Annotated in this window: 14 protein-coding genes; 8 read left to right on the top strand and 6 right to left on the bottom strand. The window is 73.2% G+C overall.

Features of this window, described 5'->3' with window-relative positions; genetic code table 11:
- Window positions 1-28 precede the first annotated feature (28 nt).
- Window positions 29-577 (bottom strand): SigE family RNA polymerase sigma factor, encoded by a 549-nt coding sequence (locus ACZ4D5_RS08900; RefSeq protein WP_467771673.1) that lies wholly within the window; start codon window positions 575-577, stop codon window positions 29-31.
- A gap of 241 nt (window positions 578-818) precedes the next feature.
- Complete coding sequence (locus ACZ4D5_RS08895; RefSeq protein ID WP_467771672.1) at window positions 819-1,754, bottom strand: HhH-GPD family protein; 936 nt, start codon at window positions 1,752-1,754, stop codon at window positions 819-821.
- Between the two features lie 138 nt (window positions 1,755-1,892).
- Between ACZ4D5_RS08895 and ACZ4D5_RS08890 the strand changes: the two genes are divergently transcribed.
- Window positions 1,893-3,509 carry a sensor histidine kinase gene (locus ACZ4D5_RS08890; RefSeq protein WP_467771671.1) on the top strand — a complete coding sequence of 539 codons (1,617 nt, stop codon included), beginning with the start codon at window positions 1,893-1,895 and terminating at the stop codon, window positions 3,507-3,509.
- Window positions 3,506-4,204 (top strand): response regulator transcription factor, encoded by a 699-nt coding sequence (locus ACZ4D5_RS08885; protein WP_467771670.1) that lies wholly within the window; start codon window positions 3,506-3,508, stop codon window positions 4,202-4,204. Before ACZ4D5_RS08890 ends, ACZ4D5_RS08885 begins: the two co-directional genes overlap by 4 nt.
- A 45-nt stretch (window positions 4,205-4,249) precedes the next feature.
- On the opposite strand, the gene ACZ4D5_RS08880 is transcribed toward ACZ4D5_RS08885, so the two are convergent.
- Window positions 4,250-5,095 carry a phosphatase PAP2 family protein gene (locus ACZ4D5_RS08880; protein ID WP_467771669.1) on the bottom strand — a complete coding sequence of 282 codons (846 nt, stop codon included), beginning with the start codon at window positions 5,093-5,095 and terminating at the stop codon, window positions 4,250-4,252.
- A 173-nt stretch (window positions 5,096-5,268) separates the two neighbouring features.
- On the opposite strand from ACZ4D5_RS08880, the gene ACZ4D5_RS08875 reads away from it, so the two are divergent.
- Entirely contained in the window at window positions 5,269-6,084 is an 816-nt protein-coding gene (locus ACZ4D5_RS08875; protein WP_467771668.1) for a hypothetical protein, read from the top strand.
- A gap of 89 nt (window positions 6,085-6,173) precedes the next feature.
- Here ACZ4D5_RS08875 and disA read toward each other — a convergent pair whose 3' ends face one another.
- On the bottom strand, window positions 6,174-7,298 hold the full coding sequence (gene disA / locus ACZ4D5_RS08870) for a DNA integrity scanning diadenylate cyclase DisA (protein ID WP_467771667.1): 1,125 nt from the start codon (window positions 7,296-7,298) through the stop codon (window positions 6,174-6,176).
- A 101-nt stretch (window positions 7,299-7,399) separates the two neighbouring features.
- The gene (radA, locus tag ACZ4D5_RS08865; RefSeq protein WP_467771666.1) at window positions 7,400-8,809 is read right to left on the bottom strand and encodes a DNA repair protein RadA; all 1,410 of its coding nucleotides are present in this window, start codon (window positions 8,807-8,809) and stop codon (window positions 7,400-7,402) included.
- Between the two features lie 210 nt (window positions 8,810-9,019).
- Here radA and ACZ4D5_RS08860 point away from each other — a divergent pair, with 210 nt between their 5' ends.
- Window positions 9,020-10,780: a BACON domain-containing protein gene (locus tag ACZ4D5_RS08860; protein ID WP_467771665.1), complete on the top strand. Its 1,761-nt coding sequence runs from the start codon at window positions 9,020-9,022 to the stop codon at window positions 10,778-10,780.
- Window positions 10,781-10,846: 66 nt separating this feature from the next.
- On the opposite strand, the gene ACZ4D5_RS08855 is transcribed toward ACZ4D5_RS08860, so the two are convergent.
- Complete coding sequence (locus tag ACZ4D5_RS08855) at window positions 10,847-11,716, bottom strand: DUF3109 family protein (protein ID WP_467771664.1); 870 nt, start codon at window positions 11,714-11,716, stop codon at window positions 10,847-10,849.
- Between the two features lie 71 nt (window positions 11,717-11,787).
- Here ACZ4D5_RS08855 and ACZ4D5_RS08850 point away from each other — a divergent pair, with 71 nt between their 5' ends.
- The 4 genes from ACZ4D5_RS08850 to ACZ4D5_RS08835 all read left to right on the top strand — a co-directional run bounded on the left by ACZ4D5_RS08850 (window position 11,788) and on the right by ACZ4D5_RS08835 (window position 15,567).
- Complete coding sequence (locus ACZ4D5_RS08850; protein ID WP_467771663.1) at window positions 11,788-12,720, top strand: Ppx/GppA family phosphatase; 933 nt, start codon at window positions 11,788-11,790, stop codon at window positions 12,718-12,720.
- Between the two features lie 100 nt (window positions 12,721-12,820).
- Window positions 12,821-13,645 carry a sugar phosphate isomerase/epimerase family protein gene (locus tag ACZ4D5_RS08845; RefSeq protein ID WP_467771662.1) on the top strand — a complete coding sequence of 275 codons (825 nt, stop codon included), beginning with the start codon at window positions 12,821-12,823 and terminating at the stop codon, window positions 13,643-13,645.
- Between the two features lie 34 nt (window positions 13,646-13,679).
- Complete coding sequence (locus ACZ4D5_RS08840) at window positions 13,680-14,312, top strand: TetR/AcrR family transcriptional regulator (protein ID WP_467771661.1); 633 nt, start codon at window positions 13,680-13,682, stop codon at window positions 14,310-14,312.
- A gap of 274 nt (window positions 14,313-14,586) precedes the next feature.
- A complete protein-coding gene (locus tag ACZ4D5_RS08835; protein WP_467771660.1) occupies window positions 14,587-15,567 on the top strand; it encodes an Lrp/AsnC family transcriptional regulator in 981 nt (326 codons plus the stop codon).
- Window positions 15,568-15,585: the final 18 nt, after the last annotated feature.

Here is a 15,585-nt window from a genome sequence, read left to right as displayed (position 1 = left end):
GCCTTGACGCTTTTTCTGACCCGGGGGCCTAGGCCGCGCAACTCTCCCGCTCCTCACGTTCGAGCGCGCTTGCGACCAGCTCTTCGCGGTCCCGGCTCTCCAGCTCCTGACGGAGCCGGGCCAGTGCCCGGTGCAGCGTGCTCTTGACCGTTCCGGCCGACATACCGAGGGCGGCGGCCGTCTCCTCTGTGGACATCTGCTCCCAGTGTCGCAGCACGACGACGCTGCGCTGCTTGGGTGCAAGCACCTTCATGACGTCCATCAGCAGCGCGCGGTCCGCGTGCTGCTCGGTGGAGTCTTCCACGCTCGCGTCGGGCAGCTGCTCGGTGGGCACCTCTTCGAGCTTGCGGGCCCGCCACCACTCCGTACGCGTGTTGATCATGACGCGGCGCAGGTACGCGTCCGCGAGCCGCTTGTCGGCTATGCCGTCCCAGCGGCCGTACGTCCGTACGAGCGCGGTCTGCAGCAGGTCCTGTGCGTCCACGGGGTCCGGGACCAGGCGCCGGGCACTGCGCAGCAGGGCATCCTGCCGAGTGCGGACGTACTCTTCGAACTCGAGCACCTCGCCGTGCGCCATACCAAACCGCCTCCGTTCCGTCCCCATTAGCGACCGCCGTTCCCTGCCTGTGCGGTACAGGTAAGAAGCTACGGAGGCGTTGTCACGAGGTTGTGCGGAGGAGCCAGCGGCGGGCGCACGGCTGTACGTCGGTTGTGTAACAGAAGTAGGTCTCGCGTAAATACCTGCGTTTACCAGGGCCCCTGGCGCCCCTGCCGTCAGGTCGAAGGCGGCTGACGGTCCTGACAGGCGTCGTCGCCGGTCAGGTCAGGGGCAACCGGTAGAAACCGTCCGCAAGCGGCTCGACGAGACCGTCCGCGACGAGGCCGTCCAGCGCGCGGGCCCGCTGCACCGGCTCGTCCCACACCCGGTCGAGCGCGGCCTGCGGCACCGGCGCCACGGCCTCGCGGAGCACCGCGAGCAGCTTGCCCCGCACCTGGCGGTCCGTCCCCGCGTACGTCTGGCCGCGGCGGGCCGGGCCCTCGTGCGCGGGCTTGCCCGCCGCGCGCCAGGCGCACTGCGCGGCGATCGGGCACTTCGCGCAGTTCTCGTTCTTGGCGGTGCAGACCAGGGCGCCCAGCTCCATGGAGGCGGCGGCCCAGCGGGACGCGGTGCGCTCGTCCTCGGGCAGCAGGGCGCGGGCGAGCTTGCGCTCGGCGGCCGTCGTCGCGTTCGGCGGGTACTGCACGCCGGCCACGGCCCGCGCGAAGACCCGGCGTACGTTCGTGTCGAGCACGGCGTGCCGCTGGCCGTACGCGAAGGAGGCCACCGCGGCCGCTGTGTACTCCCCGATGCCGGGCAGCGCGAGCAGCTGCGCGTGCTGGGTGGGCACGTCGCCGCCGTGCCGCTCCGTTATGGCGACGGCCGCGCCGTGCAGCCGCAGGGCGCGGCGCGGATAGCCGAGCCGCCCCCAGGCGCGGACGGCCTCGCCCGGCGCCTCCTTGGCGAGGTCGGCGGGGCGGGGCCAGCGGGCGAGCCACTGCTCGTACACGGGCAGGACGCGGCTGACCGGCGTCTGCTGGAGCATGAACTCGCTGACCATCACGCCCCACGGCCCGGCGTCCTCATGACGCCACGGCAGATCACGGGCGTGCGCGTCGAACCACGCGATGACGGGGGTGTGCAGCTCCTCCCCGGCGGGCTCGGGGGCTTCCCCCTGGGCGGGGCTGTTCGGCATGGGCTTCGTGGGCGCAGTCATGGCACATCCGATCCTGCCACGGGGGCGGCGGGCCACGGGCCAACCGCGCGGCTCGCCTCGACGGTTTCCCGGGTCGCGGCCCAGGGACCTGACGATCGGCAGGGGTGGTGAAGGGCGTCGGCACGTAGCGTCGGGGGCGTGGAAAGACGTACGGGGGACCTGCTGCTGTGGGGGGCGCTCGCGGTGCCCGTCCTGACGGTGGACCGGATGGGTCTGAACGAGCCCAGCTCCGCGGCGCGACAGGCCGTCGCCCTGGCGGTCCTCGCCGTCGCGGTCGCCGTCCGGCGGTCCCGTCCCCTTCTCGCGTTCCTCCTCGCCGCCGCCCTCGGCCTCGCCACCGCCTCCTCCCTCTTCACCCTCTCGTACGGCCCCGCCTTCGCCGTCCTCGCGCTGCTCCTCGGCCGCCGGGCGTTCCGCGCACGGCCCGCCCTGATCGCCTTCGGGGGCATCGCCCTCGCCGGCACCGTCAAGATCGCCGTGCGGGACGTCGACCCGGTCGTCGAGTGGCTCGTCCTCATGGGGACGCTCGTCTTCGGCGCGGTCTTCCCGTGGCTCGCGGGCCGCTACTGGCGCCAGGGCCGCGAGCTGGCCGCCGCGGGCTGGGCCAGGGCCGACCAGCTGGAGCGCGAGCAGCGCATCGTCGCCGACCGCGCCCGGCTGCGCGAACGGGCCCGCATCGCCCAGGACATGCACGACTCCCTGGGCCACGAGCTGAGCCTGATCGCCGTGCGCGCGGGCGCCCTGCAGGTCGCCCCCGACCTGCCGGAACCGCACCGCGAGGCGGCCGCCGACCTCCGCGCCGCCGCCTCGCAGGCCACCGACCGGCTGCACGCGATCATCGGTCTGCTCCGCGACGAGGGCGACGAACAGGCCCCGCTCGCCCCGGCAGGCGAGAGCGTCGCGGCCCTCGTCGCGCGCGCCGCGGAGTCGGGTCTCGACATCACGTACGCCGACGACGAGGAGGAGGCAAGCGGGGCAAGCGGTACTCCGGAAGCGCCGGGTGACCCGGCGGGCGGCGGGTTGACCGGCCGCACCGTCCACCGCGTCGTCCAAGAAGCGCTGACCAACGCCGCCAAGCACGCGCCGGGCGCCCACGTCGCCGTCACGGTGGCCCGCGACGGCGCCACGACGACGGTCACCGTCACCAACGGCCGCCCCCGCGCGGACGGTTCGGGCCGGGGCGCCCCGCCCGCGTCCGGCGGCGGCTCGGGACTGCGCGGCCTGCGCACCCGCGTCACGGATCTCGGCGGCACTCTGGACGCGGGCCCCCACGGCCACGGCTTCCGGGTCACCGCGCGCCTTCCGGACCGGGCGGCCGCGCCCGCGCCGCCGCACCCCGGCTCCGGCATCGCGTACGCACGACGCCGCACCGCCCTGGCCTTCGGCGCCGCCGTCGCCACGGGCGTACTGCTCGTCGGCGGGACCTTCGCCTGGTACGCGTACTCGCGCACGCACTCCGTCCTCGACCCCGCCGACTACGCGCGCCTGCGCGTCGGCGAGCCGCGCGCCGAGGCCGGGCGCGTGCTGCCGGAGCGGACCGTCGCCGACCCGCCGCTGGAGCGCGCGCCGACCCCGCCGCCCGCGGACGCGGACTGCGCGTACTACCGCGCGAGCGATGAACTCTTCACCGCCGTCGCGCACTTCAGGGTCTGCTTCGGCACGGGCGGCGCCATGAAGGACCGGCTCGTGGACAAGGCCGTCATCCCGACGGCGGGCGAGACCGACGACAAGGCCGAGGACCGGGAGAGGAAATGAGCACGGTGGACGAGACGTGGAACGGCGGGGCGCGGCGCGCCATCCGGGTCCTGCTGGCCGACGACGAGGCCATGATCCGCGCCGGCGTGCGGGCCATCCTCGGCGCGGGCCGGGACATCGAGGTCGTCGCGGAGGCCGCCGACGGACGCGAGGCCGTGGACCTCGCCCGGGCCCACCGCCCGGACGTGGCGCTGCTCGACATCCGCATGCCGCGCCTGGACGGGCTCGCCGCGGGCGAGGAAATCGTCCGTACGGTGCCAGGCGCCGCGGTCGCGATGCTGACGACGTTCTCCGAGGACGAGTACGTCGCCCGCGCGCTCGGCGGCGGAGCCACCGGCTTCCTGCTGAAGTCCGGTGATCCGCACGAACTCATCGCGGGTGTAAGGGCGGTGGCGGACGGCGCCGCGTTCCTCTCGCCCAAGGTCGCCCGGCACGTCATCGACGGCTTCGGCGCCCGGCACCTCGGCCGCGCCGCCACCGCGCGCGCCCGCGTCGAGGTCCTCACGCCGCGCGAGCGCGAGGTGCTCGGCCTGGTCGGCGCGGGCCTGTCCAACCCGGAGATCGCGGCCCGGCTGCATCTCGTGGAGGGCACGGTCAAGGCGTACGTGAGCGCGGTCCTCGACCGGCTCGCGGTCAGGAACCGCGTCCAGGCGGCGATCGTCGCGTACGAGGCGGGGCTCGTCCCGGAGGCGTAGACGCCGTCGGAACGAGCCCCGTGGCCCGGATGCGAGCCGCTCGGCTCAGTGCTGCTGCGAGTCGTGGCGGCGGAACGTCATCGTCGGCTGGTCGTAGGCGGCCGGGTCGTACGGAGCCTGCGGCTGCCCTTGAGGCTGCTGGCCCTGATGCTGCTCGGGGTGCTGGGCCTGGTGCTGTTCCGGGTACTGGGCCTGGTGCCGGCCCGGGTACTGCGGCTGGTTCCGCCCCGGATACCGCGGCTGGTTCTGCAGCGGGGCCTGTGCCGGAAGCGTGACGGGGGCCTGGGCGGGGCCCGGTCCCGCGAACCACCGCACGATCCCCGTGTTCGACCCGCGCATCGCCTGCCCGATCCGCGCCACCGGACGCGTGGAGACCCGGACGACGACGAACGCGGCGACCGCGCCGAAGACGAGACCCACCGCCACGTCGTGCGGGTAGTGCACACCGACGAAGACCCGCGAGAAGGCCATGAGCACGGCCATCGGCACCGTGAGGGCGGCGATCCGCGGCCAGGCCAGCGCGAGACCGATGGCCGCGGCGCCCGCGATCGTCGAGTGGTTGCTCGGGAAGGACCAGTCGCCGTGCGGCGGGCACTCGACGAGCGGGGTGAGCGCGCCGGACACCGCCCGGCAGGGCCGCTCCTCCTCGATCACGGACTTGAACAACTCGCTGCACACATAAGCCACCGCGGTGGCCAGCGGAGCGAGGACCGCGATCGCCAGGGAACGCGGTTCCCCGCTCCTGGCCCGCCACCAGGCGACGATGAAGAGCACGCCGAAGAGCAGCAGCCCGAGTTCCGTCCACACCTCCGCGAGGTGCTGGAACCACGATGGCGTGTCGTGGGCGAAGCCGGTGATGTCGCGGTAGAGATCGTCGGTCATGGTGTCCATGATTACGGACGGTACGGAGTGCGGCCGAATCGTCACATCTGGCGATCGACCCGTCACGCCCCTGTCGATGGACAGGGGGCGGCGGGCGTCTGCGGGATGATGATCCGCAAACTTTGTCGCCCAAGGCGGCGGGTGGGGCAGGAGAAGCAGCGGATCTCTCGTAAGGTTTGGGCGTGGGATCTCTGCGCAATCCGGTCGGGCCGCTTCCCTCCACCATCTACTGGCGTCGGAGGGCCGTTCTGCTGTCCGTGCTCGGACTGCTGGTGCTGCTCGTCGTCTGGGTCGTCACCTCCGGTGGCGGAGGCGAGAAGAACGGCGCCGACGGCCCCGGCGGCAACGGCCCCGCCACGTCCATCACTCCGGGACCCTCCGGATCCGGGCCCGCGATCAGTGAACACCCGGGCGGCCGGGACGAGTCGAGCGAGGGCTCCGACTCCGGTTCCGGTTCCGGCTCGGGCGGTTCCGGGGGATCGGGCTCGGACTCCGGTTCCGGTTCCGGCGGCTCGGCGGGGTCCGGCGGCGGATCCGACGACGGCGCCAAGGGCGGCGGCGGCTCGGGCGACCGGCTGCCGGCCGGCACGAAGCTGCCCAACTGCACCAGCGGCGACGTGAAGTTGAAGGTGCGCAGCGTCGAGAACGAGTACGGGATCGACGAGAAGCCGAAGTTCGAGCTGATCGCCGAGAACAGCGGCGGCAAGGCCTGCAAGATCGATCTCGGCGGCAAGGGCACGGTGGTGACGATCACTCAGGCCGAGGGGGACGAGGAGTTCTGGTCCTCGGCCGACTGCCCGTCAGGAAGCGGGAGCCTGCTGCTGCGGGTGCCGGCGGAGGGCCGCGTCACGCACGCGGTGCAGTGGGACCGCCGGGCGAGCGCCCCGCAGTGCGCGACGCCTTCGGCGGGATCGGCGGCCCCGGGCACGTACTTGGTCGAGGCGAAGGCTCCCGGCCTGGGGACGGCCCGCGCTTCGTTCGTGCTTGAGAAGGACTGAGGGCAAGGCCGCGCCCCGGTAAGGGGCGCGGGGAACTGCGCGACCAGCCACAAAGCACCCGCAGCCGAAGAACCCGCCTCGGCGGAGCGTCAGACGTACGGCTCCAGGATTGACGACTCGGCGAGACGGGACAGGCCCTCGCGGACGCTGCGCGCCCGGGCCTCGCCCACTCCGTCCACCGTCTGGAGGTCGTCCACGCTGGCGGCGAGCAGCTTCTGCAGGCCCCCGAAGTGCTCGACCAGGCGGTCGATGATCGCTCCGGGGAGGCGCGGGACCTTGGCCAGGAGGCGGAAGCCCCGCGGGGACACCGCGGAGTCCAGGGCCTCCGGAGAGCCGGTGTAGCCCAAGGCGCGGGCCACGATGGGGAGTTCGAGGAGCTCCGCGTGGGTGAGGGCGTCCAGCTCCTGCAGCGCCTCGTCGACCGTGCGGGAGCGCTTGGCGGTGGGCTCGGGGACGTAGTCCCTGACGACCAGTTCGCGCTCGGGCTCGACGCCCGCGATCAACTCGTCCAGCTGGAGGGCGAGGAGGCGGCCGTCCGTGCCGAGCTCCACCACGTACTCGGCGATCTCGGTGGCGATGCGGCGCACCATCTCCAGGCGCTGCGCGACCGCCGTGACGTCCCGGACCGTCACCAAGTCCTCGATCTCCAGGGCGGAGAGCGTGCCCGCGACCTCGTCGAGACGGAGCTTGTACCGCTCCAGGGTCGCGAGGGCCTGGTTGGCGCGGGAGAGGATCGCTGCCGAGTCCTCCAGGACGCGGCGCTGGCCGTCCACGTACAGCGCGATCAGGCGCATGGACTGGGAGACGGAGACGACGGGGAAGCCGACCTGCTTGCTCACCCGGTCCGCCGTGCGGTGGCGGGTGCCCGTCTCCTCCGTGGGGATCGTCGGGTCCGGCACCAGCTGCACGCCGGCGCGCAGGATCTTGGTGATGTCCTTGTCGAGGACGATGCCGCCGTCGAGCTTGCACAGCTCGCGCAGGCGCGTCGCCGTGAACTCCACGTCCAGGTTGAAGCCGCCCGTGCACATCGACTCGACGGTCTTGTCGAAGCCGAGGACGATCAGTCCGCCGGTGTTGCCCCGGAGGATGCGCTCCAGGCCGTCGCGGAGTGCCGTGCCGGGCGCGACGGCGCTCAGGGAGGCGCGCATCAGCCCATCGGCACCGGAGCTCGAACCGGGCTTGCCGGGAAACGCTGCCCGGTCGTTGGCTGCCACTGCACTCCCTCGGTCGCAGGTTGTCCGGGCCTCTGCCGCACGCTCGCTCCGTACGGAGCGCACGCCCTGCTTCGTACGGATGGGCGAGACCAGGGCAAAGTCTACCGGCGCTCTTCCTCCTCCCGTGGGGCCTCTCGGCGACGGGACCTCGGAAGGACACGCAGGGCGTCCCCCATGTCGGCGACTTCGATGACCTTCATACCGGCGGGGATCTTGCCCGGATCGGCCGGTACGAGGGCGTGGGTGAAGCCCAGGCGGTGCGCCTCCGCGAGCCTGCGCTGGACGCCGGTGACCCGTCTGACCTCGCCCGCCAGGCCCACTTCCCCTATCGCGACGAGATTCTTGGGGAGCGGGGTGTCGCTCGCGGCGCTCGCCAGCGCGAGGGCGACGGCCAGGTCGGCCGCGGGCTCGGAGAGCTTCACGCCGCCGACCGTCGCGCTGTAGATGTCCCGCTTGCCGAGGGCGGTGATCCGGCCGCGCTGCTCCAGGACGGCCAGCATCATCGAGACGCGGGAGGTCTCCAGACCGGAGGTGGTGCGCCGGGGGCTCGGGATCTGCGAGTCGACGGTGAGCGCCTGGACTTCGGCGACCAGAGGGCGGCGGCCCTCCAGGGTGACGGTCAGGCAGGTGCCGGGGACGGGCTCCGCGCGGCGGGTGAGGAAGAGGCCGCTGGGGTCGGCGAGGCCGGTGATGCCCTCGTCGTGCAGCTCGAAGCAGCCGACCTCGTCCGTCGTGCCGTACCGGTTCTTGACGCCTCGGACGAGGCGCAGGCGCGCGTGGCGGTCGCCCTCGAACTGGAGGACCACGTCGACGAGATGCTCCAGGAGGCGGGGGCCCGCGATGGCGCCGTCCTTGGTGACGTGGCCGACCAGGAGCGTGGACATGCCGCGCTCCTTGGAGGCGCGGATCAGGGCTCCGGCGACCTCGCGGACCTGCGCCATGCCGCCCGGCGCCCCGTCGATCTCCGGGGAGGCCACCGTCTGCACCGAGTCGAGGATCAGGAGCGAGGGCTTGACCGCGTCCAAGTGGCCGAGGACGGCGGCCAGATCGGTCTCGGCGGCGAGGAACAGGTGGTCGTCGATGGCACCGATGCGGTCGGCGCGCAGGCGGACCTGGCTCGCCGACTCCTCGCCGGTCACATAGAGCGTGCGGTGCTCGTCGCTCGCCGCCTTCGCCGCGACGTCCAGGAGCAGCGTGGACTTGCCGACGCCGGGCTCGCCCGCGAGCAGCACCACGGCGCCGGGGACCAGGCCGCCGCCGAGCACGCGGTCCAGCTCGGGCACGCCGGTGGAGCGCGCCGTGGCCTGGCGGCCGTCGACCTGCCCGATCGGGACGGCGGAGGAGGTGACGCGGCCGGGGGCGGTGGTGCGGACGGCGGGCGCGCCGTACTCCTCGACCGTGCCCCAGGCCTGGCACTCGGGGCAGCGGCCGAGCCACTTGGCCGTCTGCCAGCCGCACTCGGTGCAGCGGTAGGACGGCCTGTCCTTGGCGGATTTCGTACGGGCAGCCATGGTCGAAACCGTAGCCGAGCCCACTGACAACGCGGTCCGCCGCGGTCCGGCCCGCCTCCGGCGGCTTCCTTCTGTTCGCCGCGCGTAGGAGCCAAGGCCACGGAATGGAGGGTTCCTGTCCCCTTTTGAGGGATCTGTTCACCCGTAAGGATTAAATGTGCGCAAGACGGAGGAAGGGGCCTGCATCATCCGCCTACCTTCGCACGGGTGATGAGCAGCAGGCCGGAAACCTCCACGAACACAACCGGCGCGCACCGGGCGCACCGTGACGCGCGCAAGCGCGTGGTGCCCCGCCCGGCGCCCCGGACGACGCCGCCCGCGCGCTACGAACCGTGTCTGGACGGCCTGTTCACGTACTGCCTGTCCGTCCTCTGCGATCACGACGCGGCGACCGCGGCCCTGGGAGACGTGCTCCACCTCGCCGAGCGGCGCGGTTCGCGCGGCCCCGAGGCCGAGGCCGACCTCAGGGCCTGGCTCTACGCCCTCGCCCGCTGGGTCTGTCTGCGCCGTCTCGCCGAGGCCAAGCGCAACCGCCAGGGCGCGCACGCGCACGCCCCCTCGCACGGCGCGAAAGCCGAAGCCCGCGCCCCCAAAGGTCCCCGCGCTTCCAAAGGCCCCGAATCCGCGGCCCCTTCGGAGGAGACCGAGCGGCGGCGCCGCCGCGAACTCGCCCAGCTGGCCTGGCCCGAGGCTGCGGGGACGACCCCCGAGCAGCGCGAGGCGCTCGAACTGGCCGTGCGCCACCAGCTCGCCCCCGCCGAGGTCGCCGCCGTCCTCGGCATGGACCTCGCCAAGGCCCGCGGCCTGCTCGCGTCCGCCGCCTGCGAGGTGGAGCGCACCCGCGCCGCGCTCGCCGTGGTGGAGACCGGCACCTGCCCCGTCGTCGCCCGCCTCACCGGCGACAACCAACTCCTGCTCGGCACGGCCCTGCGCCGCGAACTGGTCCGGCACGTCGACGACTGCCCGCGCTGCCGCCGCACCGCCGAGCGCGCCGGAGCGAGCGCCTGGCCCGGCACGGCCGTGAGCCCGGCCGCCCTCCCCGTGGTGGAGGCCCCGCGCGCCGCGATCCACGTGGCGATGGCGCACGTCCCCCGCGCGCGGGGCGGCAATCCCCGCTACGACCGGCGCGGTTTCCCGATGGACCCCAAGGACCACGCCGCCCGACGCGAGCGCCTGCGCGCGCGTGCCGTCACGACGACCGTCGTCGCCACCGTCGTGGCCGCCCCGGTGCTCGCCCTGTGGGCCGCGTACCGAGGCCCGCTCACCGGCGAGGGCCACGACGGGAGTTCGGTCACCGCGAGCGAGGGAGAGGGCCCCGACGGCCTCGGCAGCGACCGCGCCAGGGACAGCTACGAGAACGCGGGCAACGCCCGCACGGGACCCGAGCCCCGCTTCACAGCGGGCAGCCGCTCTCCCGACGTCTCCGTGGAGGTCATCAGCGGCGGCGGCCCCCCGTCCCGCTCGTCCACGGGCCCCGGCCGCCTCACCGTCGACGCCCAGCCCAGCGGTGACACGACCCTCATCACGCTGACGGCGTCCGGCGGTTCACCGGTGCACTGGTCGGTGAGCGAGAGCGCGTCCTGGCTCTACCTGAGCCGCTCGTCGGGGACGCTCGCGCCGGGGGAGTCCGTCACCCTCCAGGTGTACGTCGACCACGACCGCGAGCCGTGGGGCCACTGGCGCGCACGGGTCTCGGTCGCGCCGTCCGGCGCGGTCATCTCGATCGACGGCCATGGGGACGGGCGCCCGCCCGGGCCCCGGCCGACGCCGAGGCCCACGGATCCCGGGCCGTCCGACCCCGGCCCCGGTCCCGACCCGAAGCCGACCGATCCGGGGCCGTCGGACCCGGGGCCCTCGGACCCCGACCCCACACCGACGCCGCCGGATCCGACGCCTACGCCCTCGGACCCGGGGCCTTCGGACTCGACGCCGCCGCCGAGTGAGGGCAGCGGCGGACCGAGCCCGAGTTGACTGCTCCGACAGCCGGTTCTTCGTCTGCGGGTTCGATGTGGCTGGTCGCGCAGTCCCCCGCGCCCCTTACGGGGCAGGATCCGCCGGATGCGGTGCCAGCAAGGGCAGTTGGGAAGCCAGGCGCTCCTCGCACAGCTCCACCAGGCGGTCGTAGCCGTCCTTGCCCATCAGCTCGATCAGCTCGGGGCGGTAGGAGACGTACACGGGATCCCCCGCACCGTGCGCCGACGTCGCCGACGTGCACCACCAGTGCAGATCGTGGCCGCCGGGGCCCCAGCCGCGCCGGTCGTACTCACCGATGGACACCTGCAGGATGCGGGTGTCGTCGGGGCGGTCGATCCACTCGTACGTCCGCCGCACCGGCAGCTGCCAGCACACGTCGGGCTTCGTCTCCAGCGGCTCGCGGCCCTCCTTGAGCGCCAGGATGTGCAGCGAGCAGCCGGCGCCGCCCGCGAAACCGGGGCGGTTCTGGAAGATGCACGAGCCGTTGTACGGACGGGTCTGGCGGTCGCCGTCCTCGTCCGTGGCGATCCACCCCGTCTCCCTGCCGATGTCGTGGTGCTGCCAGATGTCGGGCGTGAGCCGCTCCACGTATCCGGCGACCCGCTTCTCGTCGTCCTCGTCCGAGAAATGGGCACCAAGAGTGCAGCAGCCGTCGTCGGCGCGGCCCGCCTGGATGCCCTGGCAGCCGCTTCCGAAGATGCAGTTCCAGCGAGAGGTCAGCCATGTCAGATCGCAGCGGAAGACCTGCTCGTCGTCCGCGGGATCAGGGAACTCCACCCAGGCACGGGCGAAGTCCAGGCCCTTCTCGTCCGACACCGGCTTCCCGGACTTCCCCGGCTTCCCCTGCTTCTTCGGCTTCTGCGACTTGGGCGGCTTCGTCGACGACTTCCCCGACTTCGTTTTGTCGGTCTTCGCCTTTTTCGTCTTTGGCACGTCTCCAGGGTATGCGTGCGGTGGACCGCCCGAGGCCAGACGATCTCCCCACGCGGCGTAGCGTTCCTTATATGAGACTCGGTGTCCTCGACGTGGGGTCGAACACGGTGCATCTGCTCGTGGTCGACGCCCACCCCGGCGCGCGCCCGCTGCCCGCCCACTCGCACAAGGCCGACCTGCGCCTGGCCCAACTCCTCGACCCCGCAGGGGCGATCGGCCCCGAGGGCGTCGACCGCCTGGTGTCGATCGTGCGCGAGGCCATGCAGGCCGCCGAGGACAAGGGCGTCGAGGAAGTGCTGCCGTTCGCCACCTCGGCGGTCCGCGAGGCGAGCAACGCCGACGCGGTGCTCGCCCGGGTCAAGGACGAGACCGGCGTCGACCTGCAGGTCCTCTCCGGCGAGGAGGAGGCCAGGCTGACCTTCCTCGCCGTCCGGCGCTGGTTCGGCTGGTCCGCGGGCAAGCTGCTCGTCCTCGACATCGGCGGCGGCTCGCTGGAGATCGCGTACGGCATCGACGAGGAGCCGGACGCCGCGGTCAGCCTGCCGCTCGGCGCCGGGCGCCTGACCGCGGGCTGGCTGCCCGCCGACCCGCCCGACCCCTCGGACGTGAAGGCCCTGCGGCGGCACGTGCGCGCCCAGATCGCCCGTACCGTCGGGGAGTTCGCCCGCTTCGGCGCCCCCGACCACGTCGTGGCCACGTCGAAGACGTTCAAGCAGCTCGCCCGCCTGGCCGGAGCGGCCCGCTCGGCCGAGGGGCTCTACGTACAACGCGAACTCAAGCGGAAGTCCCTGGAGGACTGGGTGCCGCAGCTCGCCGCGATGACCTCGCAGGAGCGCTCGGAGCTGCCCGGCGTCTCCGAGGGGCGGGCCGCGCAGCTGCTCGCGGGGGCGCTCGTCGCGGAGGGCGCGATGGACCTCTTCGGGGTCGAGACGCTGGAGATCTGTCCGTGGGCGCTGCGGGAGGGCGTGATCCTGCGCAGGCTCGACCACCTGCCGGCGTCGTGAAGCCCCTGAGCGGGCCGGGCGGGGCGGCCGTGGCGCTCCTGGGCAGGCCGTCATGAGGCCACCTGCCCGGCGCCCGGACGGGGCCCGTACGCTGTCCTTCGTGGCAGAACCAGTGGTGCGCGTCCCGGATGCGAAGGTCGCCCTGTCGACGGCCTCCGTCTATCCGGAGTCGACGGCGACGGCCTTCGAGATCGCCGCGCGCCTCGGCTACGACGGCGTCGAGGTCATGGTCTGGACCGACCCGGTCAGCCAGGACATCGAGGCCCTGCGCAGGCTGAGCGACTACCACCAGATCCCGATCCTCGCCGTGCACGCGCCCTGCCTGCTCATCACGCAGCGCGTCTGGTCCACGGACCCCTGGGTCAAGCTGCAGCGCGCAAAGGCCGCCGCCGAGAAGCTGGACGCGTCGACCGTCGTCGTGCACCCGCCCTTCCGCTGGCAGCGGCAGTACGCGCGCGACTTCGTCGACGGAATCTGGCGGATGGCCGACGAGACGGACGTGCGGTTCGCCGTCGAGAACATGTACCCCTGGCGCTACCGCGACCGCGAGATGCTCGCGTACGCACCCGACTGGGACGTCACCAAGGACGATTACCGCCACTTCACCGTCGACCTCTCGCACACCGCGACCGCCCGCACGGACGCGATGGAGATGATCGACCGCATGGGCGACCGCCTCGGCCACGTCCACCTCGCCGACGGCAAGGGCTCGGCCAAGGACGAGCACCTGGTGCCCGGCCGCGGCACGCAGCCGTGCGCCGAGCTCCTGGAGCGCCTGGCGACCACCGGCTTCGACGGGCACGTCGTCATCGAGGTCAACACGCGGCGCGCGATGTCCAGCGCCGAACGCGAGGCCGACCTCGCGGAGGCGCTCGCCTTCACGCGGCTGCACCTGGCGTCGGCCGTGCGGGTGCCCCGCTCGTGAACAGGGCCCCGCTCATGAACAGGGCAGCGCGCTCATGACCGCGGGCCCGCCGTCGGGAGCCACCGCCCCGCGCCGCCGGGGACGCCCGTCCCGTACGCAGTCGGAGACCGGACCCGCGACGCGCGACCAAATCCTGCAGGCGGCCCGCGACGAGTTCTCCGAACGGGGATACGAGAAGACCTCCGTGCGCGGCATCGCCAAGGCGGCAGGCGTGGACCCGGCGCTCGTGCACCATTACTTCGGCACCAAGGAGCAGGTCTTCGAGGCGGCCGTCACGGTCGCCTTCGCGCCCGCGCTGCAGGCGCCCGCGGCGGTCGAGGAAGGGCCGCTCGACGGGGTCGGCGAGCGGCTGACCCGGTTCGTTTTCGGCATCTGGGAGAACCCCGCGACGCGCGCCCCGCTGCTGGCCATCGCGCGCTCGGCGATGAACAACGAAACGGCCGCGTCGGTCTTCCGCCGCCTCGTCGCCGCCCAGCTCCTGGGCCGCATCGCGCGCCGCCTCGACCTGCCGGACGCGGAGCTGCGGGCCGAGCTCGCGGCCGCGCAGTTGGTGGGGATCGCCATGCTCCGGTACGTGATCAAGGTCGAGCCGCTGGCTTCGGCGGACGTGGAGCAGATCGTGGCGCGGGTGGCTCCGGTGGTACAGGGGCATCTGACCGGGGCGTGAGGGTGCCGGGGGCGTGAGCCCGGGGACGTAACCGGGGAGCCTGTTCGCCGTCTCCGGAAGCCTGTTCGCAGTCCCCGGAAGCCCGTCCGGCGGACCGTTCGTCGGCCCGTTCGGCGGCCTGTTCGTCGACCGAGATGCCCGTCCCGGCATCCGGACACCCTGTCCGAATCTTGGAGCGGAAGCGTACGCTGCCCTCGTACGATGAGGTGCTGACGGACGATCCCGGTGCCGAGGGAGTCCGCGGCGCCGTAATCCGACATCGAGGGGTGGCCCGGTGAGGGAATCCGAAGTCTTCGACGAGCTCGACCACAAGCTCCTGCACGCCCTGGAGGTCGACGGCAGGGCGCCCTTCAGCCGGATCGCGGACGTCCTCGGCGTCTCCGACCAGACCGTCGCCCGCCGCTACCGCCGCATGTGCGCCGGGGCCGGACTGCGCGTCGTGGGCGTCCGCGACCCCGAACGGCTCGGCCGCGACCAGTGGATGCTGCGCCTGCGCTGCGCGCCCGACGGCGCCGAGGCCATCGCGGCGGCCCTGGCCCGCCGCCCCGACACGGCCTGGGTGCACCTCACGTCGGCGGGCACGGAAGTGGTCTGCATGTCGCTGCCCCGCAACCCCGGGGACTACGACGACCTGCTCTTCGGCAAGCTCCTGCGCACCCGGCAGATCATCGAGATCACCGCGCACCAGCTCCTGCACCGCTTCTACGGCGGCCGCACCGGCTGGATCGGCAAGCAGCGCCCGCTCACCGACGAGCAGGTCGCCGCCCTGCGCCCCGCCCCGCCGCGAGCCGCCCCCGGACCGGCCCGCACCACCCCCGAGGACGACCCCCTGATCGCCGCGCTCAAGAGCGACGGCCGCGTCACCTACCCCGAACTCCAGCGGCTCACCGGCCGCTCCGAGTCCTCCGTCAAGCGCAGGCTCACGGCGCTGCTCGACTCCGGCGCGCTCTACATCGACACCGAGTACGACACCGCGCGCTTCGGCTTCTCCACCGCCGCGATGCTCTGGGTCACCGTCGACCCCGCGGCGCTCGACGCGGTCGGCAGGGCGATGGCCGGGCACCCCGAGATCGCCCACGTCTCCGCGATCACGGGCCCCGCGAACCTGATGGCGAGCGTCGTGACCCGGGACACGGGCGAGCTCTATGCCTACCTGAGCGGCGCACTGGGGTCGCTCGACGGCGTACGGCATGTGGAGTCCGCGCCCTATCTGCGGCGTTTCAAGCAACTCACCTATCCGCAGCCGCTGCGCTAGCCGTCACGGCCGCCGCCC

The organism is Streptomyces sp. NPDC025651, from assembly GCF_055558735.1.
The sequence above is the reverse complement of the archived record's forward strand: the minus strand, read 5'-3'. Positions and strand labels throughout refer to the sequence as shown.